Source organism: Streptomyces sp. NPDC036815 (assembly GCF_055609205.1).
In genome coordinates, this window is record NZ_JBVJPW010000025.1 from 1 (window position 1) to 24,045 (window position 24,045).

The 24,045-nt window shown below is 66.2% G+C and carries 30 protein-coding genes and 3 pseudogenes; 15 read left to right on the plus strand and 18 right to left on the minus strand.

Annotation, left to right across the window (positions count from 1 at the left end; all coding sequences use genetic code 11):
• A pseudogene (locus tag ACZ69I_RS33715) lies at positions 1–195 on the plus strand (ABC transporter substrate-binding protein); the annotation flags it as partial.
• 538 nt (positions 196–733) lie between these two features.
• Here the strand turns inward: ACZ69I_RS33715 and ACZ69I_RS33720 are convergent.
• Entirely contained in the window at positions 734–1,189 is a 456-nt protein-coding gene (locus tag ACZ69I_RS33720) for a hypothetical protein (protein ID WP_467681655.1), read from the minus strand.
• A gap of 110 nt (positions 1,190–1,299) precedes the next feature.
• Between ACZ69I_RS33720 and ACZ69I_RS33725 the strand changes: the two genes are divergently transcribed.
• The gene (locus tag ACZ69I_RS33725) at positions 1,300–1,503 is read left to right on the plus strand and encodes a hypothetical protein (protein ID WP_470836402.1); all 204 of its coding nucleotides are present in this window, start codon (positions 1,300–1,302) and stop codon (positions 1,501–1,503) included.
• Between the two features lie 112 nt (positions 1,504–1,615).
• Here ACZ69I_RS33725 and ACZ69I_RS33730 read toward each other — a convergent pair whose 3' ends face one another.
• From ACZ69I_RS33730 to ACZ69I_RS33745, 4 genes are all read right to left on the minus strand, one after another.
• Positions 1,616–2,143, minus strand: coding sequence for a GNAT family N-acetyltransferase (locus ACZ69I_RS33730; protein ID WP_467681657.1), 528 nt, complete (start codon positions 2,141–2,143; stop codon positions 1,616–1,618).
• A gap of 1,286 nt (positions 2,144–3,429) precedes the next feature.
• On the minus strand, positions 3,430–4,245 hold the full coding sequence (locus tag ACZ69I_RS33735; protein WP_470836403.1) for an RNA polymerase sigma factor: 816 nt from the start codon (positions 4,243–4,245) through the stop codon (positions 3,430–3,432).
• Positions 4,246–4,377: 132 nt separating this feature from the next.
• A complete protein-coding gene (locus tag ACZ69I_RS33740) occupies positions 4,378–5,067 on the minus strand; it encodes a response regulator (RefSeq protein ID WP_467681661.1) in 690 nt (229 codons plus the stop codon).
• Positions 5,064–5,267: a hypothetical protein gene (locus tag ACZ69I_RS33745; protein WP_467681663.1), complete on the minus strand. Its 204-nt coding sequence runs from the start codon at positions 5,265–5,267 to the stop codon at positions 5,064–5,066. The genes ACZ69I_RS33740 and ACZ69I_RS33745 overlap by 4 nt, the downstream gene beginning before the upstream one ends.
• 997 nt (positions 5,268–6,264) lie before the next feature.
• On the opposite strand from ACZ69I_RS33745, the gene ACZ69I_RS33750 reads away from it, so the two are divergent.
• A complete protein-coding gene (locus tag ACZ69I_RS33750) occupies positions 6,265–7,320 on the plus strand; it encodes a PucR family transcriptional regulator (RefSeq protein WP_467681665.1) in 1,056 nt (351 codons plus the stop codon).
• 622 nt (positions 7,321–7,942) lie between these two features.
• On the opposite strand, the gene ACZ69I_RS33755 is transcribed toward ACZ69I_RS33750, so the two are convergent.
• From ACZ69I_RS33755 to ACZ69I_RS33765, 3 genes are all read right to left on the minus strand, one after another.
• Positions 7,943–8,731, minus strand: coding sequence for a hypothetical protein (locus ACZ69I_RS33755; protein ID WP_467681667.1), 789 nt, complete (start codon positions 8,729–8,731; stop codon positions 7,943–7,945).
• 290 nt (positions 8,732–9,021) lie between these two features.
• The gene (locus tag ACZ69I_RS33760) at positions 9,022–9,777 is read right to left on the minus strand and encodes a hypothetical protein (RefSeq protein ID WP_467681671.1); all 756 of its coding nucleotides are present in this window, start codon (positions 9,775–9,777) and stop codon (positions 9,022–9,024) included.
• A 47-nt stretch (positions 9,778–9,824) separates the two neighbouring features.
• Positions 9,825–10,367 (minus strand): hypothetical protein, encoded by a 543-nt coding sequence (locus ACZ69I_RS33765; RefSeq protein WP_467681673.1) that lies wholly within the window; start codon positions 10,365–10,367, stop codon positions 9,825–9,827.
• 350 nt (positions 10,368–10,717) lie between these two features.
• Here ACZ69I_RS33765 and ACZ69I_RS33770 point away from each other — a divergent pair, with 350 nt between their 5' ends.
• The gene (locus tag ACZ69I_RS33770) at positions 10,718–11,206 is read left to right on the plus strand and encodes a hypothetical protein (protein WP_470836405.1); all 489 of its coding nucleotides are present in this window, start codon (positions 10,718–10,720) and stop codon (positions 11,204–11,206) included.
• A gap of 47 nt (positions 11,207–11,253) precedes the next feature.
• Here ACZ69I_RS33770 and ACZ69I_RS33775 read toward each other — a convergent pair whose 3' ends face one another.
• Both ACZ69I_RS33775 and ACZ69I_RS33780 read right to left on the minus strand, forming a co-directional pair.
• The gene (locus ACZ69I_RS33775; protein ID WP_467681677.1) at positions 11,254–11,544 is read right to left on the minus strand and encodes a hypothetical protein; all 291 of its coding nucleotides are present in this window, start codon (positions 11,542–11,544) and stop codon (positions 11,254–11,256) included.
• A gap of 112 nt (positions 11,545–11,656) precedes the next feature.
• A complete protein-coding gene (locus ACZ69I_RS33780; protein WP_467681679.1) occupies positions 11,657–11,905 on the minus strand; it encodes a hypothetical protein in 249 nt (82 codons plus the stop codon).
• A gap of 619 nt (positions 11,906–12,524) precedes the next feature.
• Here ACZ69I_RS33780 and ACZ69I_RS33785 point away from each other — a divergent pair.
• Both ACZ69I_RS33785 and ACZ69I_RS33790 read left to right on the plus strand, forming a co-directional pair.
• On the plus strand, positions 12,525–12,839 hold the full coding sequence (locus ACZ69I_RS33785) for a DUF6907 domain-containing protein (protein ID WP_467681681.1): 315 nt from the start codon (positions 12,525–12,527) through the stop codon (positions 12,837–12,839).
• Between the two features lie 166 nt (positions 12,840–13,005).
• The gene (locus ACZ69I_RS33790; protein WP_467681683.1) at positions 13,006–13,188 is read left to right on the plus strand and encodes a hypothetical protein; all 183 of its coding nucleotides are present in this window, start codon (positions 13,006–13,008) and stop codon (positions 13,186–13,188) included.
• A gap of 217 nt (positions 13,189–13,405) precedes the next feature.
• Here ACZ69I_RS33790 and ACZ69I_RS33795 read toward each other — a convergent pair whose 3' ends face one another.
• From ACZ69I_RS33795 to ACZ69I_RS33815, 5 genes and pseudogenes are all read right to left on the minus strand, one after another.
• Positions 13,406–13,795, minus strand: a complete 390-nt coding sequence (locus tag ACZ69I_RS33795; protein WP_467681685.1) for a hypothetical protein — start codon at positions 13,793–13,795, stop codon at positions 13,406–13,408.
• 9 nt (positions 13,796–13,804) lie between these two features.
• Positions 13,805–13,987, minus strand: a complete 183-nt coding sequence (locus tag ACZ69I_RS33800) for a hypothetical protein (RefSeq protein WP_467681687.1) — start codon at positions 13,985–13,987, stop codon at positions 13,805–13,807.
• A gap of 123 nt (positions 13,988–14,110) precedes the next feature.
• The gene (locus ACZ69I_RS33805; protein ID WP_467681689.1) at positions 14,111–14,416 is read right to left on the minus strand and encodes a hypothetical protein; all 306 of its coding nucleotides are present in this window, start codon (positions 14,414–14,416) and stop codon (positions 14,111–14,113) included.
• Between the two features lie 237 nt (positions 14,417–14,653).
• Positions 14,654–14,905, minus strand: a complete 252-nt coding sequence (locus tag ACZ69I_RS33810) for a hypothetical protein (protein WP_467681691.1) — start codon at positions 14,903–14,905, stop codon at positions 14,654–14,656.
• Positions 14,906–15,071: 166 nt separating this feature from the next.
• Positions 15,072–15,881: pseudogene (locus ACZ69I_RS33815) on the minus strand (glycosyltransferase family 2 protein); the annotation flags it as partial.
• 973 nt (positions 15,882–16,854) lie between these two features.
• Between ACZ69I_RS33815 and ACZ69I_RS33820 the strand changes: the two are divergent.
• The 9 genes and pseudogenes from ACZ69I_RS33820 to ACZ69I_RS33860 all read left to right on the plus strand — a co-directional run bounded on the left by ACZ69I_RS33820 (position 16,855) and on the right by ACZ69I_RS33860 (position 21,257).
• The gene (locus ACZ69I_RS33820) at positions 16,855–17,097 is read left to right on the plus strand and encodes a hypothetical protein (RefSeq protein WP_467681693.1); all 243 of its coding nucleotides are present in this window, start codon (positions 16,855–16,857) and stop codon (positions 17,095–17,097) included.
• Complete coding sequence (locus ACZ69I_RS33825; RefSeq protein ID WP_470836406.1) at positions 17,094–17,570, plus strand: aminotransferase class III-fold pyridoxal phosphate-dependent enzyme; 477 nt, start codon at positions 17,094–17,096, stop codon at positions 17,568–17,570. The genes ACZ69I_RS33820 and ACZ69I_RS33825 overlap by 4 nt, the downstream gene beginning before the upstream one ends.
• Positions 17,570–17,725, plus strand: a complete 156-nt coding sequence (locus ACZ69I_RS33830; RefSeq protein ID WP_467681697.1) for an aminotransferase class III-fold pyridoxal phosphate-dependent enzyme — start codon at positions 17,570–17,572, stop codon at positions 17,723–17,725. Before ACZ69I_RS33825 ends, ACZ69I_RS33830 begins: the two co-directional genes overlap by 1 nt.
• Positions 17,706–17,831 (plus strand): annotated as a pseudogene (locus ACZ69I_RS33835) (hypothetical protein); the annotation flags it as partial. The gene ACZ69I_RS33830 and the pseudogene ACZ69I_RS33835, both read left to right, overlap by 20 nt.
• A gap of 145 nt (positions 17,832–17,976) precedes the next feature.
• Entirely contained in the window at positions 17,977–18,240 is a 264-nt protein-coding gene (locus ACZ69I_RS33840; RefSeq protein WP_467681877.1) for an aminotransferase class III-fold pyridoxal phosphate-dependent enzyme, read from the plus strand.
• A complete protein-coding gene (locus tag ACZ69I_RS33845; protein WP_467681879.1) occupies positions 18,237–18,983 on the plus strand; it encodes a hypothetical protein in 747 nt (248 codons plus the stop codon). The genes ACZ69I_RS33840 and ACZ69I_RS33845 overlap by 4 nt, the downstream gene beginning before the upstream one ends.
• Before the next feature lie 48 nt (positions 18,984–19,031).
• A complete protein-coding gene (locus ACZ69I_RS33850) occupies positions 19,032–20,213 on the plus strand; it encodes a glycosyltransferase family protein (RefSeq protein WP_467681699.1) in 1,182 nt (393 codons plus the stop codon).
• Positions 20,214–20,231: 18 nt separating this feature from the next.
• A complete protein-coding gene (locus ACZ69I_RS33855; RefSeq protein WP_467681701.1) occupies positions 20,232–20,966 on the plus strand; it encodes a TauD/TfdA family dioxygenase in 735 nt (244 codons plus the stop codon).
• A gap of 51 nt (positions 20,967–21,017) precedes the next feature.
• On the plus strand, positions 21,018–21,257 hold the full coding sequence (locus ACZ69I_RS33860; RefSeq protein WP_467681703.1) for a hypothetical protein: 240 nt from the start codon (positions 21,018–21,020) through the stop codon (positions 21,255–21,257).
• A 134-nt stretch (positions 21,258–21,391) separates the two neighbouring features.
• Here the strand turns inward: ACZ69I_RS33860 and ACZ69I_RS33865 are convergent, their stop codons facing one another.
• The 3 genes from ACZ69I_RS33865 to ACZ69I_RS33875 form a co-directional block, all read right to left on the minus strand.
• Positions 21,392–21,895: a hypothetical protein gene (locus ACZ69I_RS33865; protein WP_467681705.1), complete on the minus strand. Its 504-nt coding sequence runs from the start codon at positions 21,893–21,895 to the stop codon at positions 21,392–21,394.
• Positions 21,896–22,135: 240 nt separating this feature from the next.
• Entirely contained in the window at positions 22,136–22,711 is a 576-nt protein-coding gene (locus tag ACZ69I_RS33870; RefSeq protein ID WP_470836408.1) for a hypothetical protein, read from the minus strand.
• A 778-nt stretch (positions 22,712–23,489) separates the two neighbouring features.
• Positions 23,490–23,642 carry a hypothetical protein gene (locus tag ACZ69I_RS33875; RefSeq protein WP_467681709.1) on the minus strand — a complete coding sequence of 51 codons (153 nt, stop codon included), beginning with the start codon at positions 23,640–23,642 and terminating at the stop codon, positions 23,490–23,492.
• Between the last annotated feature and the right edge of the window lie 403 nt (positions 23,643–24,045).

The window sequence follows — 24,045 nt, forward strand, 5'->3', positions numbered from 1 at the left end:
ACCGCCACGGAGAGCGACCGCACCAAGACCGACAAGCAGTACGGCGAGCTGCAGGACATCGTGGCTCAGCAGCTGCCCGTCCTGCCGGTCTGGCAAGCCAAGCAGTACGCGGTCGTCCGCGACAGCGTCTACGGCCTGGAGTCCTGCCTCGACGCGTCGACGGTCTTCCGCTTCTGGGAGATCAGCAAGGGCTGACACGTCGACCGACGGCGAAGGGCGGCTGCCCTCCGTTTCTGCCTTCGTGGCCCCGCAACGGAGTTACCAGCCTTCGGAGTTGGCATTCCCTAATTCCCCTTGTCGAGTGCATGACCTGGGGATGGTGTAACCAGCTCCTAAGGCGCTATCAGACCGCTGATAGGCCGCAGATCCAGCATGCCAGGAAACCAACAGGCCCGCCCCATGCGGTCCTTACTCGTATCCCGGATGGGTGCAGCTCCTTTGGAGGGACGACCTTGCCTGCATGAAATGCGGCTTCAGGCGTGCCCGTGCGATCGACTTGACCCCCGCAGCGGGTCACGCCGTGACCCACACCGCCTGCGCTGTCGATCTTGATTCGACGAATGGGCGTGACTTGTCAGTAGGCAAATCTGTTTCCGTGGTCGTGCCCATGCCGGTGTGCGACATCCCGAAGCTGCCACGAAGTGACAAGTAGCTCCGGCGTGACCACTTTCGGCTCTACTGTTGCGGCAGGGGATTCCGCGGTGACGCGCTCCAGCCTCTGTGACGCATGGGCTTACGCGTAGGGGGGGAGGGCTGCTGCCAGGCGGCGGGCCGCCGCATAGGGAGGATTCTCCAAGCCGGGGAATTCTGTATCGAGCCAGGCGAAGTACTTCTGAACCTCGGGGTTATTCAAGACCTGCGGCATATCCATTTGGAGCATGGTCATGTGGGCAGGTCGGAGCAGACCGGACTCGACGAAGCGCTGGACCATGTCGAAGGTGTGGAGCAGCCGATCGAGCAGCTCTTCTTCGGGGCTAAGCCTGAAGGTGTCGGGATCGAACGTCCACCTGTTGTAGTCGAGGCGGTAGTAGAAGGCACGGACGGCTGGGTCGGAGAGTAACCAAACGTTGGTGTCGAAGAGGAACTGCGCTTGCCGCTCGCGGCGGTTCAGCACCAACTGGTAGCCGGCGAACGCAACGGAGGCGGCGGTCAGGAGCGATCCGGAGATCGTGAGGATGTTGATCAGCATGAATGACTCCTATAAATTCCGCTCTGATGCTCCCCAAAGAGTCCCGCTCCAGAACCCTGAAACGATACGGGTGCGTCTTTTCTGCAGTGAGCTGGTGATGCCGTGCGCCGTTGCCGTTCGTGCTCGGAGGGCGGATCGTCGTGTCCCAGGACGTGGTCTTGGAGGCGGCAATGGTGTCGTGGCTAGAGGAGCTCGACCGGCGGGAGGCCGCTGCACGGGAGGAGATCGTCCAACTGCGCGACCAGATCGAGGAATTAATCAGGCGTCTCGCTGACCGGGAGGAGGTGTTGTCCCGGCTGGAGATCACGCGGTAAACGATGACCGAGATCTTGTCCGGCGATGAGGCGGTCTCGGTCACTGGGGCGGACGCGGGCGAGGCGGGTGTGGAGGAGGACTCGTCCCCGGCGGGATCACCGGTGGGGGTGCCTACGCCCCTGTGGCGGTCAGGGATAGCTCGTAGCGCACCTCTGGTACGAAGGTTCCGTCGATGTCGGAGCTCTCCTCGTTGCCATCGAGGCGGAAGCCCTTCCACTCGTAGAAGCGCCGTGCGGGGGCGTTTCTCTGGAGGACCCAGAGCCTTACCCAGAGCAGGCCACGGCGGTGGGCCTCGGAGACGACCTTGTCCATCAGCGCCGTACCGACCCCTGTGGATTGCTGCTCAGGCAGCACGTACATGGCGTACAACTCGCCGCCGCGCGGCGGCCCTTCGGGCTCCGAGTGAGGCCCGAAGCAGGCCCACCCCACGACCTGACCCGCACGTTCGGCGACCCAGTTGGCCATGGCACCGGTGCCGCGTTCCAGGAACACACGGCGCTGCTTGGCGTCTTCCGTCACGGACATCGAATCCAGATAGGGCTGCGGCATTAGTCCCGTATAGGCAGCCTGCCAGCCGCGCACCCGCACTTCGGCCACTGCGTCGACATCGTCCAGTGTCATCTCGCGTATGAGAAGCATGCGGCGATGTTAACGAATGCTTCACCATCTGCCGCAATGCAGGTGCCGGGATCCCCCAGCCCAACCCGACAGGAACCTTCAGGTTCGCCTTTCATAATTATGAAACTTTGCCACAACAGAAGAAGTTGACATGCGCCTTGAAGGGAGGGCAAGGCGATCATGGATGCCGGATTCCGTGAAAAGAAAATGCGACCCCGTTCGCGCAAATCGAGAGGAATGCCCATGGATGCTCAGCTGCGAGAGAATGATGCACGCGCCAAGGGGCAATTAAAGGAGTCTCTTCGGAATTTGAGCTGGAGCTTTCCGAGATCCATCCTATTGCAGCCCTGAAGCAAGGCTGTGTGTGCCCGCCCGAGGGGATGCTCCTGAAGCAGAGCTGCCTGCGCCTGCATGGGCAGCCCTGATGGAGTCGGACAATAATCCGGGCCCCAGTCTTCCGGTGCAACCCCCTCGGCATCCCTCATTCCTTACAGCATCTGTTCGGGCGTACTTCTCCTTGGGTGATGCGGATGACATATAGAGAATCCGGAGCTTCCCGGAACGACTGGGACCATGGCTTTTCAGAGAGTACGCGGAATGCGAATACGACGATCCTTATCCGGCTATTCAGTCGACGAGCGTGCCGTCGCTTCGAAAATCGGTAACGCGCGGCTGCTCAACCCTGCTATGGCCTTCATTCTTTTGTCTTGAGGGCCCGGAAGAGACTCGCCGGTGAAGTATTCACTCAATGAGTTCATGCGCATCCGGCTGGAGGAACGGCCAGTATGCGACCTCCTGTTGGAAGGGCGGACGTTCCGGCTGCCCGACGCGCGCTGCCTCCCTGTGCTCACCGGCATCGAGGAGCCGGTGGACCGAAACTGGCTGGTTGCCCGCTTCGCGCGGGAACTGTCCCGGGACACTGATGATGCGGCCGAGTTCGTCGACCGGCTCGTCGAGACCCGTATTCTGCGGCCCGCGGACAGCCTGGTGCCGTTGGTGAAAGCCCCGGCCCGCACGACCGTGCCGAACACGCGGCTCTCCAAGCTCAGCCAGACCGGCTACCCGGCCGGCCCGTGGGCACTGGTCTCCCGGCGGACCAGAATGCGGTTGGCGGGGTCGGCCAGCCAGGAACGGACCTGCGCATCCGGGTCCGCAGGCCGCCGGTTGCGGACCCGGACGGACCGAGGGATATCGCCGAGTGCCGCCCGGCTCTCACTGGCCGTGATGGGACGCATCCGGTCGGCATCCACCAGCCGCTGCACCCTGTTCGGACAGCGCAGACATGGGAGGCGACCCGCCTCAACCGCCTACCAGTCGCCCCGGCTGCTTTGGCTCGGCAGCTCAGCGTTGATGTCGTACAAATGCAGACGCCCCTCTCGGCACGCCGCGCAGCCACGGAGGTGCAGGGCAACGGCCGTGGCATGCCGCCGTGGTGAACGTCCCCGCAGGACCGCCACGACCCGGTCCATGATGTCCGCGCATTCCGCGCTCGCGGGGCTCACATGACGGCGCAAAAACTCTGCACGTAATACCTCTTTGGACCGATAGATAAGAGAGGACGCAGCGGACGAAGTGATACCAAACCAGTCACCGACCCGACCCGCCTTCTCCCCTTCCAGGGCAAACAGCCGTATCACGGTGCGACGCTGTTCGGGGAGCACGAGATAAGCCTCCCATGCACAGGCAGCGTCGAAGTATGCAGTCTCCCAGCTGCTGTTGTCACTAGGCCGTTCGGGAAGTTCGGCGACGGGAACCTCGCGGTGTCGCTGTTCGGTGACACGGGCGGCCGCACGGCGGACGGAGACCCTCACATAGGCCGCGACGTGCCCCTCAGGGCCGTGACCGCGACGCAGTGCCAGCAACAGGCCGAGCATGGCCTCGGAAACGGCATCGTCGGCATCGGCTGTATTACCGCGCGTACAGCGCAGAGCGCATTGGTTCGCCGTTCGCAGATGCCGCTCCCACAGTGCGTGGAATGCATTCGGATCTCCGTGGCGAACCAGGTCGCATAATTCGCTGTCTCCCATGGTCTCGGTGGCTCCTGGGTCTTCGCAGTTGCCGAGCTCGACGGCTTCGTTGGCGTCCGCGACTCCTTGAACCTTCCCGACGCTCTCGACATGCACGGCAGCTCCCTTCGGTTGTACGGAACTGGCCCCCCGATTCAGCGTTCCGCTCACCGAACAACCCCAGGCTCCACCAAGGGAGACAGCCCACCTCAAAGGGAGACAGTCACCGTCAACTTTTGTCCGGCCCGATCAGCGCGGGAGCCACCCTCGCCGCGCCCCCTCCTCCGTGAGCCCCAGCTCATACGCGAGGATCGCGGCTTGTGTCCGATTGTCGAGCCCGAGCCGCCGCAGGATCCGCGACACGTACGTCTTGACACTGGTCAGCGACAGGTGCAACGCATCGGATATCTCCTTGTTGCTCATCCCCGCCCCGACCAGCGCGAGGACCTTCGCCTCGCCCTCGCCGAACGACGCAACTTTCGCGGCCAGTTCCGTCGCCATTGGAATCCGCGCGCCCACCGCGGGGCGGCTCACGAAGCGCTTCATCACGGCGTACGAGAGAACACTTGTACCGGCTGCCACGGAGCGCACAGATGAGATGATTTCCCGGGGCGTCGACGTCTTCAGGAGAAGCCCTGCCGCACCGGCCTGCAATGCACCGAGCACTAACTCGTCGGAGTCATAGTTCGTCAGCACGAGGACCCGCGTGGAAGACACAGTGCGGGTCAATTGAAGCGTGGCATCAATTCCGCCGACCCCCGGCATACACAGATCGAGAAGAACCACGTCGGGAGCGAGCTCCCGAGCCATCGCGACCGCTTCAGCACCACCAGCGGCCTCCCCCACAACCACCAGGTCCTCGACCGAGCCGAGCATTGCCCGCAGGCCGACAAGGATCACCGGATGGTCATCCACCAACAGCACGCGAACCGTATTCATCGCAGCCTTGACGTCTTCGCCCTCGCCGCCCGACGTACACACCACTCCGCGGCGAACACGTCCTCCAAGCGGTACATCGAGCGCCGCCCCTGCCGCCCGGCTGCCTCGAGGTGGCCAAGCTGGACCCACTTGCGGATGGTGGCGGCCGAGACGTCGGCCTCAGTGGCGGCGAGGTCACTCGTGATCAGCTGCGCGTTCACGTCGTCTCCTCCTCGTCCTCGAGCACGTGCCGGCAGGGGGATTCACGCACTCGATAGGGCTGCCATGTACTTGATGGTACAGATCATCGATTGATGATTCTTTAATTCCAACGCGATTCGAGTCGAACCCTCAAAGTTTAGCAATGGTCGTTATTATTGCTGAATTCAATTCGCCTTCCCACATCAGGTATTTGCCCCTAATACCCAGGTAGGGACAGCAGCTGTTGCGGTCACCACGGCTCGAATTCCCGAAATTCGGCCAGTCGCATTTGGAGGCCTCTCCGTTTCGACAGACGCCCTCTGCTCCTGAATTCTTGGCGCCACGCCACCTTACTTAACTCTACGCGAGCGACTCCGAGACCACTTACATGGTTGAGAGCTTACATACCACTCGCGGATGCCGCCATGAGGAATTTCCGTTAGGGCGATAGGAGGAACCTTCAGCCTTAAGCGCCGGGCGTCAGTCGGTTTATGGTGGACCTTGAAGCGATGCAGCATCAGTGCTTTGATCACGACGGGAATTGGCGCCGAGGCTGCACTGCAACTGCAGTTCACGCCACCCGGCGCAACTAGTTCCGCATCCCCGGCCTGCTGTTGCGGAAGCATGTCCACCCAGCTGCAGGTGAAAGGATGACTGGTTCTATCCGTGATGTCGGACGGGCTGCTGAGATTTCGCGGTCGCGCATCGTCCAAGGAAGACCAAAGAGGTCGGCCTCATCTTTTCATGAGCGCTCATCCCTGCCGCAGCGGTGAGGGAATGAAGAAATTTCTGAACCAACGAACTGCCCAATACTGCCGGCCCATAGAGGCGGTTATTGGTTCACCCCTCTCTCGCGGCTGCTCCCCCCGAACAACACTGCCTGCTCGCACATCGACGGATGCTCTCTGTAGGCTCCGCCGAATGCGCTTCCCACCACAGCCTTACGCCTCCGCGTGGCGGATATAACCAGTCCTCGAAATCCATACGTAAAGTACGTACCCGATTAAGGAAGCACTCATGGCCAAGGAGCCGAACCCTCGGCACCTGCTCGACGGATACACTGAAACCCTCATTCGTGCCGCCGCGTCCGGACGTCGCCTGAGTCGTGAGGAACTCACCTCGTGCCGGGCGTTGGGCGCTCAGGCGGAGAGGGCCGGATACTCATGGCGCGTCCTCGTAAACGAGTATTTCGATACCTTCCGCACTCGCATCACGCCCCAGTGCGACATATACCAGTTTCTCGTTATGTCAGGGCAAGCGATGGACGCGTTCGCCGAGGGTTACGAAGCCGCACAGCGCATGGCCGCACACCAGCAGACCTCTGCATGGAACGATTTTATCGAGGATCTGCTTCACGGACGTGAGAATCTCGGGCGGCTCGGCAAACGGGCGGAGCAATTCGGCTTCTTCCTTTCACACGCCCACGCCGTAGCAGTCGCCGAAGGGCCCCTCCCCCACAAAGACAACAACCGAGCACTCCGAAGCGTGGACAATAAACTCGTCGCCCGCTTCGGCGACCGTCATCTCCTGATGACCGCGAAGAACCATCGCTTGGTATGCGTCGCCCCCGCCAACCGGACTGAGATACTCAACTGCTTCGCCAAGCTAGCGCATTCCGCCCTCAAGGGAGGACGAACGGCCATCGGTCAGCCACATCCCGGGGCTTCAGGCGCGGCTCACAGTTATGAGGAAGCGCTCCGAACGCTGGAAGTAGCCGACCGCATGGGCTTCAACTCCACCGTGCTGCGAGCAGCTGATCTCTCGATATTCCTCCTCCTTATGCGCGACCAACAGGCCCTGGCCGACCTTGTTCTCGGCACACTCCAGCCTCTGGAACAAGCCCGCGGTGGAGCAGCTCCTCTGGTCGAAACTCTCGCTCGGTACTTCGATTCCGGGTGTGTCACTGTGCAAGCGGCACGCCAGCTATCCTTGAGCGTTCGAGCCTTGAGGTACCGCCTCAACCGTGCTCAGGCCCTCACCGGAATCGACCCGACCGACCCCATTGGCCGGTACACACTCCAGACCGCGGTCATCGGTGCACGCCTCATCGGATGGCCACAAACGGCTCTTTGACATCCTGCGACCTGGATAAACCGCACGCTCTTGCATCCTGCTCTGAAGGGTCTCCACTTGTTTCAGGACTCACAACATCACGTCGTGCAGGCCGATCAACGCCGCCCTTAATGGCAAACCTGACAAGAGGACAGACAAGCAGCGTAACCTCGAATAGTGGGGCTCAGCCATCGATGGCGGACACCGGGCGAATTTCGGGGTCAAGGCGCGTTGGGCCAAGACAACCGAAGATGATCACTACACTGCCCATGGAAAGAAGGGGAGTGGTTGTCTGAGGTGTCGTCAGGCGCCTTAGACAACCACCTTCCTCCTTGCCGTGTCGCAGCACGGGGGCACGGTCGGGCCAGCACGCCCATACCTCAGCTCCGCCGCCTCCCGCATGAACATGGCGATGTCTCTGACCGAAGAGGCGCGGGAGGTGCATAGACGTACACGCACGAGCCTCTCGCTACCCCGGTCCCGCCCAGCTCCGAACAGACCGGCGATGCGCCCGCATGTTGCAGCACACGCATCACGTGATGCAGCTGATGCGGACCGCGATGCGCGGGGCGAGGAGCTCGCACCTCGGCCGCCCCCGCTGTTGCCTGCTGATGCCTCAAAGAGCGCGCTCATCCTGGCCGCATCATCCACGCTCCAGCCCGGCGTAGCACCAATTGACGTCGCGCATCTCCTGGCGCAAGACGGCCACGCCGTAGACACCGTTTACATCCGCATCACCCTGTCCCGCAATGCGCAGGGAGACGAGGACGGGGTCGGCAAGGGCGGTGGCTACCGCGTGACCGCCGTTGGCAGGCTGTTCCTCGCCCTCGTCTGCATCGCCACCGTCGGCCTCGCTCCGGGCGCATCGACATCGGTACGACGACCGCAGCACCGTGCGGACCCTCGCCTTGTAGCGGGCCTCGTTCGCCGCAGCCTCCGCCGCCAGCGCCTTCAGCGTCTTCTCCCCGCCGACCACCGGATAGATCACCCGCCGCACGGTGTCGGACGGCTCGGACAGCGCTGCCTCCGCGGCCCGCAGCAGCATCCGCTCCTTGCCCCGGACCTTCTTCAGCTCGGCGTTCAACCCCTTGTCGACCTTCCGCTCCGCCCGGGTGTTGATCTTCAGCACCAGCTGGATGAACAGGTCCACCAGCGCGTCGGAGATCTCCGTCTGCCGCACATGACACAGCGCCGCCAGCAGTGCCAGGCGCCGCGGCGGCTTCATCCGCTCCAGGTTCGCCGGGTCCTCCTTCGACGCCCGCGCCCGCCACGCGTCCACCAGCTTCTCCGACACGTGCGCGAACATGTCCGCGGGCAACTCCAGCCGCCGCATCCACTGAAGCTTGTTCACCTCCGCCAGCAGGCTCTCCAGGCCCGGCGCCCCCGGGCCGGCCTTCAGCTCGCCGAAATGCGAACGCCCGCTGGCCGACACCGCATCCTGGCCTCCGCTCCCTCGCCCGTCTCGTCCTGGCTGCCGGCGACCAGGTCCTCCAGGCGCGACCGCGTCGCGTGTGAGATCCGCTCCATCCTGCTGCGGCAGAACTGGTCCTCGAAGTCCTGGACCGCCTTGCCCACCAGCCGCCCGACCCGGCCTGGGGCCGACGGCTCGATGTAGTCGTTACGGCAGCGGGCCACCACCCCTGCCGCCAGAGAAACGAGGGCTACGGAAGTTACTCAGTGCGTACTGAGCTAAGCGCTCGTGCACGGCGCCTGCGCGCGGGGCTATCGCTGTGCGGTGGGGTTGCCATAGGGGTAGATGACGTTGCCGTCCATGTAGGGGGTGTCGGGACGGCGTCGGCGAGGTGGGGTTTCCTTGAGGGCTTGGCCGTCGGTGAACAGGTCGTCGAGGTGGAAGGCAAGGTTGTACAGGGGGCCGATTGTGTGGTCGCCGGGCTCGGGCCAGACCAGTGGCAGGCGTACTCGCCAGTGGCGGGTCTGGTAGGACATCAGCAGGTCGGCTGTGTCGTTGGCGGGGGTGGTCTCGCAGCCGTGGAGTAGGGGCAGATCGCCCTGTGCGCCGGCGAAGCGGGCTGTCTGTTTCAAGGCCCAGGCGAGGTGTGCGTGCACGGGTGCGGCGGCGGGCGGCGGGTTCCCGGGGTCGTACCAGTCGGCTGGGGGCTGGGTGGGCAGGGCGGGCGGGGTGAAGTCGGCAATGCGTTCGCCGATGTCAAGGAGGCGCAGGCGGTGCCCTTGGGGGCCTGTGGCGTGCACCTGGTCGGCGCTGTGGGCGGTGAAGGCGATGGCCTGGAGTTCCTCGGGTGTGGCGGTGACTGGCTGCTTGCGTCCTTCCTTGAGGCGCCGGTAGGGGATGTCCAGCCAAGTCTTTGCGTCCGGGGCGTCCGGGGCGGGAGCGAGTTCCCCGGGTGCGTACCCGCCGCTGCTGTCCTCGAAGTCGACCAGGATGTCGTCGTGGGCGGTAATCATGACTACTTGGCCCACGAGGTTGCCCGGGTTGTCGGTGGGGACGGTGGAAATCACCCGGTCGCCTTCTTGCCATGGATTCACTCTGCGCGCCCCTGCCCTGGTCAGCCCTTCTTGCAGCCCTTCCAGCCTACGTGCCCCTTGACCCAGTAGGCGGTCCAGATGCCTGTTTTGCCGTAGTTCTTGCCCTCGTGGTTAAGGTTGCGGTGCATCGTGACTACACACATGGTGCGCTTCTTCTTCCCGCGCCCGAACTTATAGGTGTGGGTGGTGGACACTGCGTTGACGCTGCCCTTGCTACCCCTGGCGTAGTTGTTGATCGCCTTGTCCCACAGGCTCATCGCGTAGCCGTTATAGGGGTGGTTGGCCTTGTTGCCGGTGGAGCCACCGCGCTTGATGTGCTCGAGCCCGTACTTGCGGTTGCCCACGCGGATCAGTGTGTGTTCAAAGTCAGCGAGGAACCAGCGATACACCTTAGCCGATCCGGGCCCACTGCGGGTGTTTTTCGTGCAGGCCTGGTCGAACTCGCAATGCCATGACTTGGGCTTGCTCTTGTGGATGGAGGCGTCAGCGGGGGCTGCGGTGAAGACAACGGCTACCGCTGCGGTGGCAGCCAGTTTAGCTGTGAACGCTCGGTTGGGACGCACGCGAATACACCCTTCTCCCGATTTAGTTTGCGAGATCTCAGATTGAGACCCTTCCACTATTCCGGGGCCCTACATGCATTTCCATTCCAAGATCCACAAGAAATTTCCGATATAGCGATACGGGAATCCTTCTAGCGCACCGCCTTCGCTTTTTGGGCAGCAGAGAAATCGACCCCACTCCTTACCCCACCCCCGCCGGGACGCACCCCACACCGGCCCGCACGTGCGGGCCGGTGTGGGGGTACCTGGCGCCGCCTTCTCGGTCTTCCTGGCGTACCGATGCCCCCGCACCGATCCGGTGCGGGGGCATCTCGCTGTTAAGGCTCGTCTCGGTCGTCGTCTGCTTGTGCTTGGTCGTCGATGGTGATGCGGACGGATGTGCCGATGGTGCGGGGGCGGTCGATGATGGCCTGCACCGACCGGGTGATCTTGTTTTGGATGTGTCCGGCGATGGCACGGGTGACGGGGCTGTCGGTGTTGCGGGTGACGTGGGCGAGGCTGATGATCGCGGCGACGAGGCTGGGTCCGGAGAGGCGGACTTCGACGAAGCCGTCCTCGTCATTGACGGCGTCTGGGATGTGGAAGTGCTCGGCATTCCCAGCGGTCTAGACAAGGAATGCCCAGGTGTCTCGGTGGGCTTCGAGGGTGGCGTGGGCGACGACGGCTGCGGCTGCGGCTGCGGCTGCGGCTGCGGCTGCGGCTGCGGCTGCGGCTGTAAGGATCTCGTCGTCGGGCATGGCAGGGTCGTAGTCGACGGGCTCGGCGAAGCCGATGACGCGCTCATTGTCGGCGTCCTCGACGGGTTCCGAAGGCTGTGTCGGAGTCGGCTCTGGCGCTGACTCAGGAGTCGACCGCGGGACCGGCGGCACATGCTCTGCCCGCGCGTTCAACTGGCCGTCGAGTCCGTTGACGCTGCTGCGGATAGCGACGAGTTCGGTGCTGATGCGGGTGAGCGGGTCGCCGATCGTGTCGCGGGCGCGAGCCCGTCGCGGCTCACGGCTCGGTTCTCGGTGAGCCCGGTGTTGATGGCGGCGGTCGCGTCCTGCCGGATCTGGTCAATGGCGAGTTGCTGGTCTGCGGCTTGCTGTTTGAGTGCGGCCAGGTCTGTACTGATCCGTCCGAGCTGGTCGATCATCTGCCGTAGCAGTTCCGAGTTGTCGTTGCCGAAGATCGCCATGGGCCCCCTGTGGTCGTCAGCTGACGTCGCCAGGGTGGGGCCCGGTTGAAGGGTCGACCAGCGTGTGAACCGGCCAACGGGGGCACGTGAATGGCGCACGCGCCTGCACTCGCTACCGCCCGCCGGCCTGTCCGTCGTCTTCGTTGTCGACCATTGTCTCGACTTCTCCGCTGCCGCCGCACGCATCGCACTCGACGGTGGTCTCGTTCCCATCGGCGTCCACCACGGTGATGGCCCCGTCGGCGCAGTTCCCGCAGGCGGGCATCCGGGCCTCCAGGAGTCGCTTCGTCAGGTTGAGGAGCCGCGCGTACCGCCAGTCCTGCTCGAGGGCGGGGATGTGCTGCCGGTCGACCCAGGCCATAGCGGTCCTCCTCGTTGCCACGCCCAGCGTCCCGCGGCCACCTGGGTGCGGCAATCCGCTTCGCGTACTCCAGTCGGGCGTCGCTTCGTGTCTACGCGCGCGAGGGGTGATCCGGGCTTAGCGTCCCAACGTCGAGCACTTCCGGCCAAGTTGGATACGTCGTGGAGGGGTGTGCGTGTAGGTGCTGTCTCGGGTGTTTACGTTTTGCGCCGGGGAGCGCGAGGCCAGACCAGCCTTCTGAAAGGGCATCTCTACATCCACTTCCGCGTCTGTGCTGGGCTTCGTGTAGATCGGCCCTGCCGGGCCCCGCCGCAATCGTTGTGTCTTTATACCTGACGTCCAGGTAGGTTCCGAGAACGCGAAACGGCCGGACTTCCGCCCGGCCGCCGCAACCAGCGGGTGCAACCGCTGATCAGTTCAACCCGCTCCGTATCAGAGAGAAGGCTTCATCAATGACCTTAGTACATATGGGAGTGCGAGTAAGCAACGCTGACGCGGCTTCGCCGCCGCCTCCGGCATCCCCTGGGAGTGTTCCGGAGGCGCCCGACACGGCCTCTCCCGAGCCTCGTCTCCGACCGGCCCTGGTCGACGGTCAGCGCTGCGACGTGTACTGCCCAGAATGGTATGTCACCGATCATGTGGCAAAGAACGAGCGGTTCAGCGGTTCCTCGTCGACGTGTCGCATGCGTCTACCGCGGTGGATCTGCTGGTGCCGCGGCAAGGCGGCTCCTTGCAGCTGTTGGCGTCGACGCAGGTGATCGCGTCGGACAGTGGCACGGTAGAGGAGCGGGCGCCGTTCGTCGCAGTCGACTTTGAGGATGTGCAGGCGCTGTACCTGTCGCCCGCCGAGGCGGATGCGGCAACCGGCCGGGTGGCCGCCTTCGAGGCGCAGCTGCAGGCGCTCGGTCGGGTGGCGGGTGGTCGTCGTGACTGAGGACTTCGATCCCCTGTTCACTAATCCGCATATCCCCCGCCCGCCCGGACCTGACGGCGGAGTCCATGCGCGCCGCCGCCGAGCGGCTGGATCCCTCCCGGCTGGTGGAGTTCGACACTGACGCCCGGCGGGGGAGCCGACGTTCCTGCCCGTGTGGTCGCTGCGGGTGGAGTGTAATCGCTTCCCGGAGGTCATATGGCGCGGCCACGAGCTGGAGGTCGCCATGGGCCAGGAGCACACCCTGGAGGGAGGCCGTGCGATCGCCGGGGAGATGAACGAGCTGCTGTACACGGTGTCGGATCGGCTGCCGTGGGCGCGGAAGTCGGTGCGGCGAATCGACGGCGAATAGGCGCCTGGATTAAACGTCGACCTTGCCCGCCGGGAACTGCCAGACCAGAGCGGCCGCAATTCTATGTGGCGCAAGGAGTCCATTTGCGGGGTGAGAGCGCCAGGGAGGCCGGGGTTGTAGTGAAGCCGCTGTCGATGGTTGGTGAGTGGGGGCATACGGTGTCAGAAGGAATGCCCCAGCTGGCTCCGTCAGTGCGGGAACAGCTGGGGCATCCTCCCTACCAGCCTGTCGTGACGGCTCCGAGTGCTATGGGTGCGGCGACGAGTGCTAGTAGGTTAATCCACGTGGCGCGGTCGGTTCTTTTCACTGTGAGTCGGGTCGCGACGACTGCGGCAACGACGCCTAGCGGGAAGAGGATCGTGAGGCATTCTTCCGTACCAGGGGGTGATCCTCCGATGTGTTCCGCGACCCGCGAACCGAAGTACCCGGCGAAAATAGCGAGGAGAGCCTTTTCAGCGCTGAGCCACTTGTTCTCTATATGGGCGATGATCGTGCCCCAGCTTGCTCCTTCGGACCGCTTCCGGGTGGCTGTGGTGATGCATGCGACCAGGAGAACGACTGTTCCGCATATGAATGCCCAACGCAAAGCCTCTGCCAGCGTGTTCACCGGCTCCCCTTACCAGCAGTTCTTGATGACGCCGTCGACTCCCAAGAATCCGATGGATATGGCGCCCAGCCCAGCTCCGGCCTCTTCAAAGACCTCCGTAATACCCTTCTTGAATGTTTTGCCCTTCTTCTTGTCGCGGATCTTTTTGACGACCTTTTTGATGCCGCCGAGCTGATCGATCACCTTCTTCATCTTGTAGATCTTGACGACGGCGAAGATGTTGGAACCGATGGCTTGAAGGATTCCCGCCGCGCACTTGGTGCCGCTGAATTTTCGGCTTGCCGAGGCTTCACCGTCGGTGGCCGCCAGCTCCTTCTACAGCCACTGCTCCACGGCCTCCTGCCCCTTCTCCAGGACATCAGCGGGGATGGCGTCGATGACAGCGAAGGCATTCTCGATTCCTACGAAGACTTCATCTTCGGAGCCGAGCTGTTCCAGTTGCTCGTCTTCCAAGCTGAGCCTGTTGGTGGCCAGCGGGGAGGTCTGAGCGTTCGGCGCCTTCGCCCGGCTGCCGTCGAGGGCTGCTGCAGCGTTTGCCGCGCCGACGCCGGGTACGGCTACGGCACCTGCGACGGCTGCCGAGATGACGGCGGTGCGGATACGCCAGCTCTTACGATTCACGTAGCCTTCCGTACGAATGTGCGCGCGGTGGGTTCTGGTGAAGAGACTGGGTCCACAACCGGTGTGGCTTCACAGAGTTCCCCTCTCGCACTCGAAGTTCCCCTCAGACAAGCAAGTTTGCATCACCGAGGGAGAGCAGAACGCAGAGATTAGCGCGCTTTAAAGGGAGCAAAGCCTCAAGGAATGTCCTATCAACAGCTACTTGACGCCGCATCACTTAGTGCTAGGAATTCCCTATCACCGAGGTTTGTCGGCTATCGTCACGCTGCGGATCGTGTTCTGCAGGGCACGCTGTCCAGCCGCCTGCCGGCCGTCTCTGCTGGCGTGGAACTCCAGGCGGTCCAGGGAGGGTTGGGGAATGCTCGTCCATGGCGAGCGGTAGCGGAAGTAGTACGACCAGGACCAGAAGGGCTCGTCCACAACATCCACTCCGGCGGCACAGTCGCGGCAGTAGAAGTAGGCGGTGTCCGGGCAGTAGGCGGTGGCCATGAAATGGCTGGGAGCGTGGCAGGCCGCGCAGGTGTAGCGCCAGTGCAGCGAGGGGCGGGGGATCCCAGATCTGCGGCAGCGTCGCGTACCGGGTAGCCGTTCCCTGCCTCGGCGATACGTCGGCAGTAGACACAGGCGGTACCGCCCGCGGGTGTCGGCGTGGCGGTCATGCGGGCTCCTGGAAGTAACGGGGTATGAGCCGGTGGTCCGGCTCCCTGCCCTCCGTGAACCAACTGTGGAGGTCCCGCAGGATCGCATCGAACAGGTGGTGCGGGATGGGGATGTCGTTCTTGATGTTGTGGTTGCGCCGGTCCTCGCAGGCGGTCATCCAGTTCCTGAACGCGAGCAAGCGCGGGTCCTTGGTGGGCCAGGCTGCGTGGAGCCGTTCCCTGACCACGGTGAAGGGGCTCGGCACGGTGAGTTGGGCCGAGGCCACCAGCCCGTCGCTGTCATGCAGTTGGTGGTAGATCGAGGTCACCTCGTTGACGAAGCGAACCCGGTAGCCGAGGCGGCGCCGTAGGGTCAGCCACATATCCCAGTCCTCGCAATGGGTCAGTGCCTCGTCGAACCGGACACCGGCACCCCGGAAGCTGCGCACCACCACGGACCCCGTGTGGATGTAGTTGGCCACCAGCAGGAAGTCGTCGTCGAAGTCGTACGCCTTGAGCGTCGCGCCGGACATGTCGTCGGGAAGGCCACTCAGCCGCCGGCCGGACACCAGCGCGCCCAGATAGACGAAATCGGCGGGTTCCGAGAAAAGTGCCTTGTGGGCGGTCTCCAAGTGCGTGGGGGTGAACAGGTCGTCGTCATCCAGGAATGCGACGTACTCCCCGGAGGCGCGGTTGACGCCCTCGTTGCGTGCCCGGAACACTCCGCCGTGCTCGGGCAGTTCCACGAGGGTCAGGTTCAGTCTTCGCTGCCACGGACGCAGCGTCCTGGCCAAGTTGTGGCCGCCGTCATTGACGACGACTGCCTCGAAGTCCTGCCCCCGTCTGGCCGGCCAGGCTCGTCAGGGCTTCCTGAAGGAGGGCGGGCCGGTTGCGCGTGGGATGACCACGCTGATCACGCCGGGCTCCCAGGAGCCGCGGGGCCGTGGCTCCGGAGCCCCTCGCCGATCGCGCCGGAAACTCCTGCCAGCCGGTAGAGCGTCACGCGACTGGTCCCGGTGGCACTGGGCACCTTCTCGGTGTACCACTCCCAGGTGACGGCCCCAGCACGGGTGATCTCTAAGCCGCGGCCCGCCAGGCCGCCCGTCTGGTCGGCGCGCCCTTCGCCATCCGTACGCAACGCGCACCCTCACGATGAGCGGCGTGCACTGTGAGCCTCCCGTTCGACCGCACAGCGGCGCCACTGCCCCCGCTTCCTCTCCCGCACTTCCAGTCCCCGCCGACCAGGCCCCGTTCTCCTTGGAGTTCGCATGTACCCGGCGTCGCCCGTGCCTCGGCACCCTCCTCGCGTGTCCGAGCTGCTGGCTGCTGCGCGCCGCACGCAGCGGTCGCGTTCGCCGCGTAGAGCGCGCGTCCTGGTGGACGGTGTCGATCTGGCGGGCAATACCACCCTCGTTCACGCGCTGGTCGACGAGCTGGCGGTCCGCGGCGTTCTAGCCGTCCGGCACCGCGGAATGCTGTGTCCGCGTCATCCGCTGGAACGCTGGCTGCGCCGTCTGTCCTCTGCCCGGCAGCCGGACAGTTGGTGGACCACCACCGCCTACCTGTTGGGCGGGTTCTACCTCGACGCGCTGCTCTTACCCGTCGTTCCGCCGCGGCCGAACGACGCGATGATCATTCAGGACAGCTACGGAGACCGAACGGTGGCGTTCGGCATGGCCGGCGGCCGCGCTGACGCTGCGCTGGCCAAAGGCCCTGGCCCCGTTCGACCTGGCCGTCTACCTGCACGCCTCGCCGGAGGCGCGCGCTGCGCGGCGGCGTCAAGGCCGAGAGCACATCGACGTGAGGGACGAGCGGACCGTCGCCGAGCAGGACTTCACCGACCGTTTCCACGCCTTCCACGTCCAGGGGATGGGCCGCCGCCATGAGCGCCTGCTGGTCCTGGACAGCACCGAACGAGCCCCCGCCGAGCTGGCCAAGGAGATCGCCGACCGGCTCTTCGAAGCCGCGCTCGTGCCGCTCAGCGGCCGGCGCCGCCCCGCTGCCACAGCAGCGGATCCCACTCAGCCCCCTCCGGAGCGATGATGACGATCACCGAGTCCCGTGCTGCGTTACGGGCGGCCGACACGGCGCACCTGGGGCATCCCTGGCGCACCGTGCACGGTGCGCTGGAGCAACTGGTTCTGGTGGAGGGGCGCGGGTGCTGGGTCAGTGCTGACCGGGACCGCAGTTACCTCGACCTGCGCGCGGGGACGCTGAATGCGATCCTCGGCTACGGGCACCCGGGCGTGACGGAGGCGATCCGCGAGCAGGCGGAGCGTCTGTCGACCTGGGACCTGGCCGAAGCTACCACCGTCCCGGCGGCGCTGCTCGCCGCCAAGATCGCTTCCCTGATGCCGGGGCCGCTGCCTGAGGGCTACGCCCATCTGGCCACCCCGCACTGCACGGTCTGCGCCCCGGGCGAGCCGCACGCCGGTTCCACCTGTGTGATTCCGGGGCGGGCGGTGTGGGAGGAGCGCAGATCCGGGCGATCGGTCCCGAGCGGGTGGCCGCGGTGATGGTGGAGCCCATCCTGAGTGTCGGGGGCGTGCTCGTCCCTCCACCGGGACGGTTGGCGGAGCTGCGCGAGCTGTGCGACCGCTACGGGATGCTGCTGATCGTCGACGAGGTCGCCGTTCGGCCGCACCGGGCGGATGTTCGGCTTCGAGCATGACCTCGATGCCCCGGCGGCGCCGGACCTGGTGACCACGGCCATAGGTCTGACGGGCGGGCACGTGCCGCTGTCGGCGGTGACCGTGCGCGAGGACATCTACCGGGCGTTCGCCCGCGGCCCGCTGCTGGGCGGGCTGCGCCACGGGCACACGACCGGGGGCACGCCACGGCCCGCGCCGCCGCGCTCGCGGTGCTGGAGGCGGTGGAGGACTAGAACTTTCGACCGCCGCTGCCGAGCGCGGCGCCCAACTCATGTCACTGCTTCAGTTGTTGACGCAGCAGGCAGGGGTGTGCGCGGTCCGTGGCCGCGGGCTGCTGATCGGCGTGGAGATGTCCACGATCGAGCTGGCTGGCGTCGTCAGCCGGACCGCGCAGGAGCGCGGGGTGCTCGTGCGCGCGTTCGGCCCGGTGATCACCCTCGCCCCTCCCCTGGTCATCAGTGCCGCCGACGTCGCGCTCGGGGCGACGACGCTGATCGGTGCGGTGCGGGACGCGGCCCTGGAGGCGGGGATATGAGCGCGGAGCGCGACACCGTGATCCTGCCGCTGGCCGGGGCCGGGTCCCGCCTGGGGCTGCCGGTCGCCAAGGGGCTGCTGCCGCTCGGCGAGGGCCGCACCGCGCTGGATGCCACGCTGGACCTGCGGGCGCCGCACGCCGACCGGCTGCGGCTGGTCGCGGTGGTCGGCGAGGGCCGGGAGGCCACCGTGCGCCATCTGGTGCGCCGCTGTGCGGAGTTAGGGGTGCCGCTGGCGTTCACCGCCCAGGGCGCGCGGTGCCCGGAGTCCACCAGGGCGGTCATCAGCGCCGGGGACTGGTTCGGCCCGGCCAGCCTGGTGCTCCTGGCCGACCAGGTCCTGTACGCCGACGAGCCGGAAGCGATCGGGCAGATCCTGGACCTGATTCACGCCGGTCACCCGGCGGCGTTTCTCGCCGCCTGGGAGAAGGACCGCGAGCGCCTGGCGGTCGACGGCGCGCTGCTGCTGGAGGACTCACCCACCGGGCTGCACGTGGTGGACTTCGCCGACAAGCCGGGGCTCGAGGCGGCTAAGCGGTTCAACGCAGTGTGGTTCGGCTACGCCTTCTCCCGCGCGGCCGCGGCCCCGGTACTGGGGGTGCTGCACCGCGCGACCCTGCGCCTGTCACTGCTGTCCCATCAGCTGAAGTCGCTGCTGGGCGCACCGTTCGTGAAGGTCGGGCCGTTCACCGATCTGGGCACCTGGCCCGCGGTGCGCGCCTACTGGCAGGAGGACCGGTCGTGAGCCGCCGGATCGGCATCCTGTGCGGCCCCTACCGGGTCGAATGACCGCTTGGGCGGAATCGGCCTGCGCCTGTGGGAGATCGCCCAGGTCCTCGCTGACGCCGGGCACCACGTCACCTTCGCCGCCCCCCACCCTTCCGACTTCACCCACCCCGGCGTCCGGATCCTCAGCGGCTCCGCCCAGGGTGTCGTGGACAGCTGCGAGGTGCTCATCAGCACCGACCTGCCCGACACCCGCCTGCTGCTGCGCGCCTGGCAGCAGGGCTGCGTGCTGGTCGTGGAGAACGCGCCGCCCATCGAACACCTGCACTTCGACACGCTCAGCGGCCCCGGCGCCCAGGACCTGTACCAGGACACGGTCGCGCGGTGGCGGCTGCAACTGATGCTCGCGGACCACCTGCTGGTGCGCTCCGAGGCCGAGCGGGCCTCCACGCTCGGGGCGCTGGTTGCCACCGGCCGGCTCTCCGCCGCCCACCACCGGCACAACCCGGCGCTGGGGCATCTGGTGTCGCTGGTCCCGATCGGGTTCAACCAGCACTCGCTGGCCGCCGCCCAGGCCGCGACTGCGGTGGAGGACGGGCAGTGCGATCTGCTGTGGAACGGCGGCGTGTGGGACTACTGCCATCCCGCCCCAGTCCTGGAGGCGCTGGCCCGGCTCGGGCAGCGGGCGCCGGTGCTGCGGCTGCTGTACGAGCCGTCGCCCGAACGGCGGGCCGTGCTGCAGCACCGCTCGGAGGCCCTGGGGGTCGGCGGCCGGCTGCGGTGGCCCACCGGCCCGCTGGCCCACCGGGAGCGGGACGGCTGGGTGAAGGCCGCCCGTGCCCTGGTGATCACCGGGACGCGCACCGCGGAGAACATGACGTGCCACCGGCCGCGGCTGCGGGATGCCGCGCTGTACGGACTGCCCGTGGTGTGCGACAGCTACGGGGCCACCGGCGACCTGGTGTCCGCGCTGGGCATCGGGCCGGTCGTGGACCCCGTCGATCCCGACGCCCTGGCCCGCGCCCTGTCCCAGGCCTGTGGCGACGGGGTCGCCGGCGGCGGCTACCGCAGCGCCCTGCACCGGGCTCGTGGACGCTTCTGTCTCGAGCAGTACCTCGCCCCGCTGCTGGCGCTGCTGGAGGCGGGAGACCGCGCCCTGGACCGTGGCGCCCGTGCGCACCGCGAGGCCATCGACGTGCTGCTCGCCCAGCACCCTGCCCTGCTCCAGCCCGCTCCCGCCGTGATCTGACCACCGAGGAGACCTGCCGTGCCCACTCCCGTGTTTCCCGATACCGCCCGGGCCGCTGCCCAACTACCCTGGTTCACCGTCCAACCGGCCCACCCCATCGCGCCCACCGCGTGGACGCTGCCCGCCGCGCGCGACCGGCGCGCCATCGCCGAGAGCTACCACCAGCGCGGCTACGCTCTCCTCCACGTCCCCGGCCCGGCCCCCACCGCCGCGGAGCTGAGGGCCCTGGCCGACTCCCTGCACCTGGGCGCGGTGTTCACCCCGCCGATGTACACCACCAGCGCCCACACCGCGGGCGGCGTCAGCCACCTGACCGCCTCCGAGGACGACGTGCACCCGTTCCAGAACCGGGCCGGGCAGAACGTGCACTGCGACGGCACGCTCCAGCACCTGGGCGAGGTCCTCACCACCGTCATGCTGTGCGCGGCCCCAGCCGCCGAGGGTGGTGCCTCCTACCTGGTCAACCTCCTGGACGCCTTCACGCAGCTGCGCCGCCTCGACCCGGCGGCGGCCCACCAGCGCATCCACCACGCCGTCTTGAAGCGCATCTCCACCTTCGCGGCCAACGCCTCTTCGGCCGGGCCTGCGTTCGCCGAGGAACGGCCCGGTGTATGGACCACCCACTACAGCGCCCGGTTGGCTCGCCCACTCGATCTTGCCGGTGAGCCGCGGTCACACCGCGGCCGTCCTCATCGCCCGCCAGCTCGCCGGCCGTGCGTGAACGCTCGGGAGTATCCGCTCACGCCCTGGTAGCTGCCGCCGGGGCCGGTGCCTCCTGAGGCGGCGGGTCGCCGGGGTGTCCGGATGTCCGAGGAGAACAGGGCGAAGCCGACCGCGACCAGAACCACGCTCGCGCTGGCGAGGGCGATCACGGCCGGGCCGAAGGCCGCGGCGAGCGGCCCGGCCACAGCCGGGCCGACTGGGGCGACGGCGCGGCAGCCCAGAAGGTCGATCGAGCTCACCCGTGAGATGGCGTCGTCCGGCACCTCCCGCTGCGGACGGGTCCGCCACATCACCATCGTCACGTCCCACATCACGCCGTAGGCCACCATCCTGGCCACAAGGCCCGGTAGCGGCCGACAGATCGCAGTGGTCGGCGTCATGCGGCGGCTGCCGACCGTTGTGAGCCGCAAGGGTCCGTACGGTGCATGTAGTTGACACAACCCGTGAATGCGCCGTCACACCTCTAGCCGCAGGCGCCGCATCCTGCGGATCCTCATCTCGGCGCTGGCGACCGCCACTTCCAGCTGAGGTCGCAGCAGTGCCTGCTCCTCGGAGCGGGACGCCAAGAACTCGACTGTCAGATCGGCCGGTACATCCTCAGCGTGGGAGACGGTCAGGTACGCGGTGCAGACATCGTCCACGGCAGGCGCCGCCGCCGCCACGTACTTGCGGAGTAGCCCCGCGACCGTGCGCAGTTTGGCCTGGAGCTCGCCGCTGCACTGGTCGGCGCCCCGCTCCACCTCCTTGACCAATACTCGTAGTTCGTTGAGCTGCAGGACCGTCGCGGCGCGCTTGAGTTCCTTCAAGTCGCGGACGATCAGGTCGATCTTGCTGAGGACTTCCGCAGTTTTCTCCAGGTCGCGCTTGTCGGTCTTGTGGTTCTCGATCAGGGCCAATACGCACCAGCCGGTGATCGCGACGATCACAGTGACCAGGATCGCGACGATGCCAATGGGCATGCTTCTCTCCGTACTGAGGTGAACAGGACATACGGCACCACGCACTGCGTGTCGTCGGTGACCCGCCCCTAGACTGGAGAGGGCAGGTCTGCAAGCCGGGCGCCGGCTAGCGCCCGGTACTCAAGATCTGCACCGGCAGCAAGGCGGCTACCTTCTGCCGGTCACGGGCTCTGTCCCGTAGATGGAGGGGTCCGCCGTCCGTCATTTCAAGGCATGGTGGCGGCGGACCTCACACTTCGATCATTGGTCCTCCCGCTTCGTCGAGCCGGTGCCACGGCGCGTCCACGAGGGCCTCCAATGCCTCCTCATCGTGACCGAGGAAGCGTCGCGAGGTGGCCAGGTAGACGGCGTTGAGCAGTTGGTCCACGGCCAGGCCGCCCCGCTCCCGGCTGTTGTGTAGGAGCGGTCGATCAGGTTGTCAGCGCGCTCGGTGCCCGTTGTGCCGTTGGCCGCTTCCTGCAGGTGGGCCATGACCATATCGACGAACTGGGGCCGGTCGGGCTCGGGCAGCCGCAGCCGCAGCCGCAGCCGCAGGCAACGGTGTAGGAAGGCCGGGGGGAACTCGCGTTCGCCGTTGGAGGCGATGACGACGACCGGGAAGGTCCGGCATTTGACGACGCCGTTGACGATCTCGGCGCTGTGGCCGGGGTCGCCGGTCATAACCGTCACCCGGGGGTGCAGCCGCCGCGCCTCCACCAGCTCGGCGATCGGGAACTGACCTTCCTCGAACACGCTGAGGAGGTCGTTGGGCAGGTCGTGGTCGCTCTTGTCCAGCTCGTCGACGAGCACCACCCTGGGCAGGTCGTAGGGCAGCAATGCCGTTCCCAGGGGTCCGAGTTGGGGGTAGCCGCCGGTGTCGGGGAGCTGCTCCTCGCCGGTGGCCGGCCGCTCGCGGTGGCGCCGGGCCCGCCTGCCGGGGCCAGGGGCCGGGGCCGTAACGCCGCGGAGTCCTGGACGCGGCCGATCGCGTCGTACTCGTAGAGGCCGAAGTACAGGGTGGTGCGGCCTGTGATGTGCCAGTGCAGTACGCGCCCCAGCCTCAGCTCTCTGCTGATCCGGTAGGCGAGGAAGGACTTGCCGGTCTCCGGGCGTCCCCTGAGCAGCAGCGGACGGCACAGAAGCAGGGCCGCGTTCACCATGTCGGCCTCGCGCCGGACCTGTTCGGAGCCGGGCGGATAACACGCTGATCCGGCCCAGTCGTCGCTCGATCTCCTCGTCGTCCGCCGGGGGCAGCGCCACCGCAGGCCCGCTGGCGAAGCGACGCCATGGCGGGGGAGGCGGCAGCAGCTCACCGAGGTCGATTCCGTATCGATGCATCTCGTCCTGCCCCTGTCCCTGCGCGGAAGCATCCGCCGTCTATTTCTGCCCACCCGGAACGCGGTGCGGGTCGTCCCAGAGCAATGCCGCGTGGCGACCGAGCATGGAGGGGCAACCGTCAGCAGCATCCCCGCCTGGAGGCTCAGTGTGCAACGGCCTTCCTGCGCCAGGTAACGAGCCACGTCCTTGACCGAAGTTCTCGGCGTTGCCGAAACCAGCAGCCAGTCGCTATACAGATCGCCCTGGCGCAGGGCGTCGAGCACGGCAGGCACCGCGCTCATCTCGGACCCACCTGCATACCCACCTGCTCGCCCAGCTCGATCAGCGACTGGACGATCTGGCTCACCTGCTCGGATGCGATCCACCAGATCAGCCGGTACTCGCGGTTGTACCGGTAGGCGTACTCGATGGCGATCTGGGACTTGCCCACGCCGCCCACGCCGTGCAGGGTCTCCGGCAGGAGGCCACGGTGACGCCGTTGCGGAGCCGTTCCTCAGCCCTTCGAGGAGCGCTTCGCGTCCCGTGAAGTTTCAATTTCACTGCGGTACGTTCCCCCAGAGGCGGGGTGGGTCCCAGAGCCCGTTACCCACCCTGACCGATTCGACGAACGCCGCCCCGCGATGGGGCTGGAACCGGCTGCGGAGTACGACCAACGCATGCCCGGTCACCGACCGCCCCGGACTACCTCAAGGGGGCAAGATCGTGAGACAGAAGCCGTGGCCCTTGGATGAGGAAGCGAAGAGAAGCGCAGGTCACTATGCCGGAACAGGTCATTCCGAATGCGGACCTACAACTCCCCGCCCCGGCACCTTCTGGGCCGGAGTCCACCACGC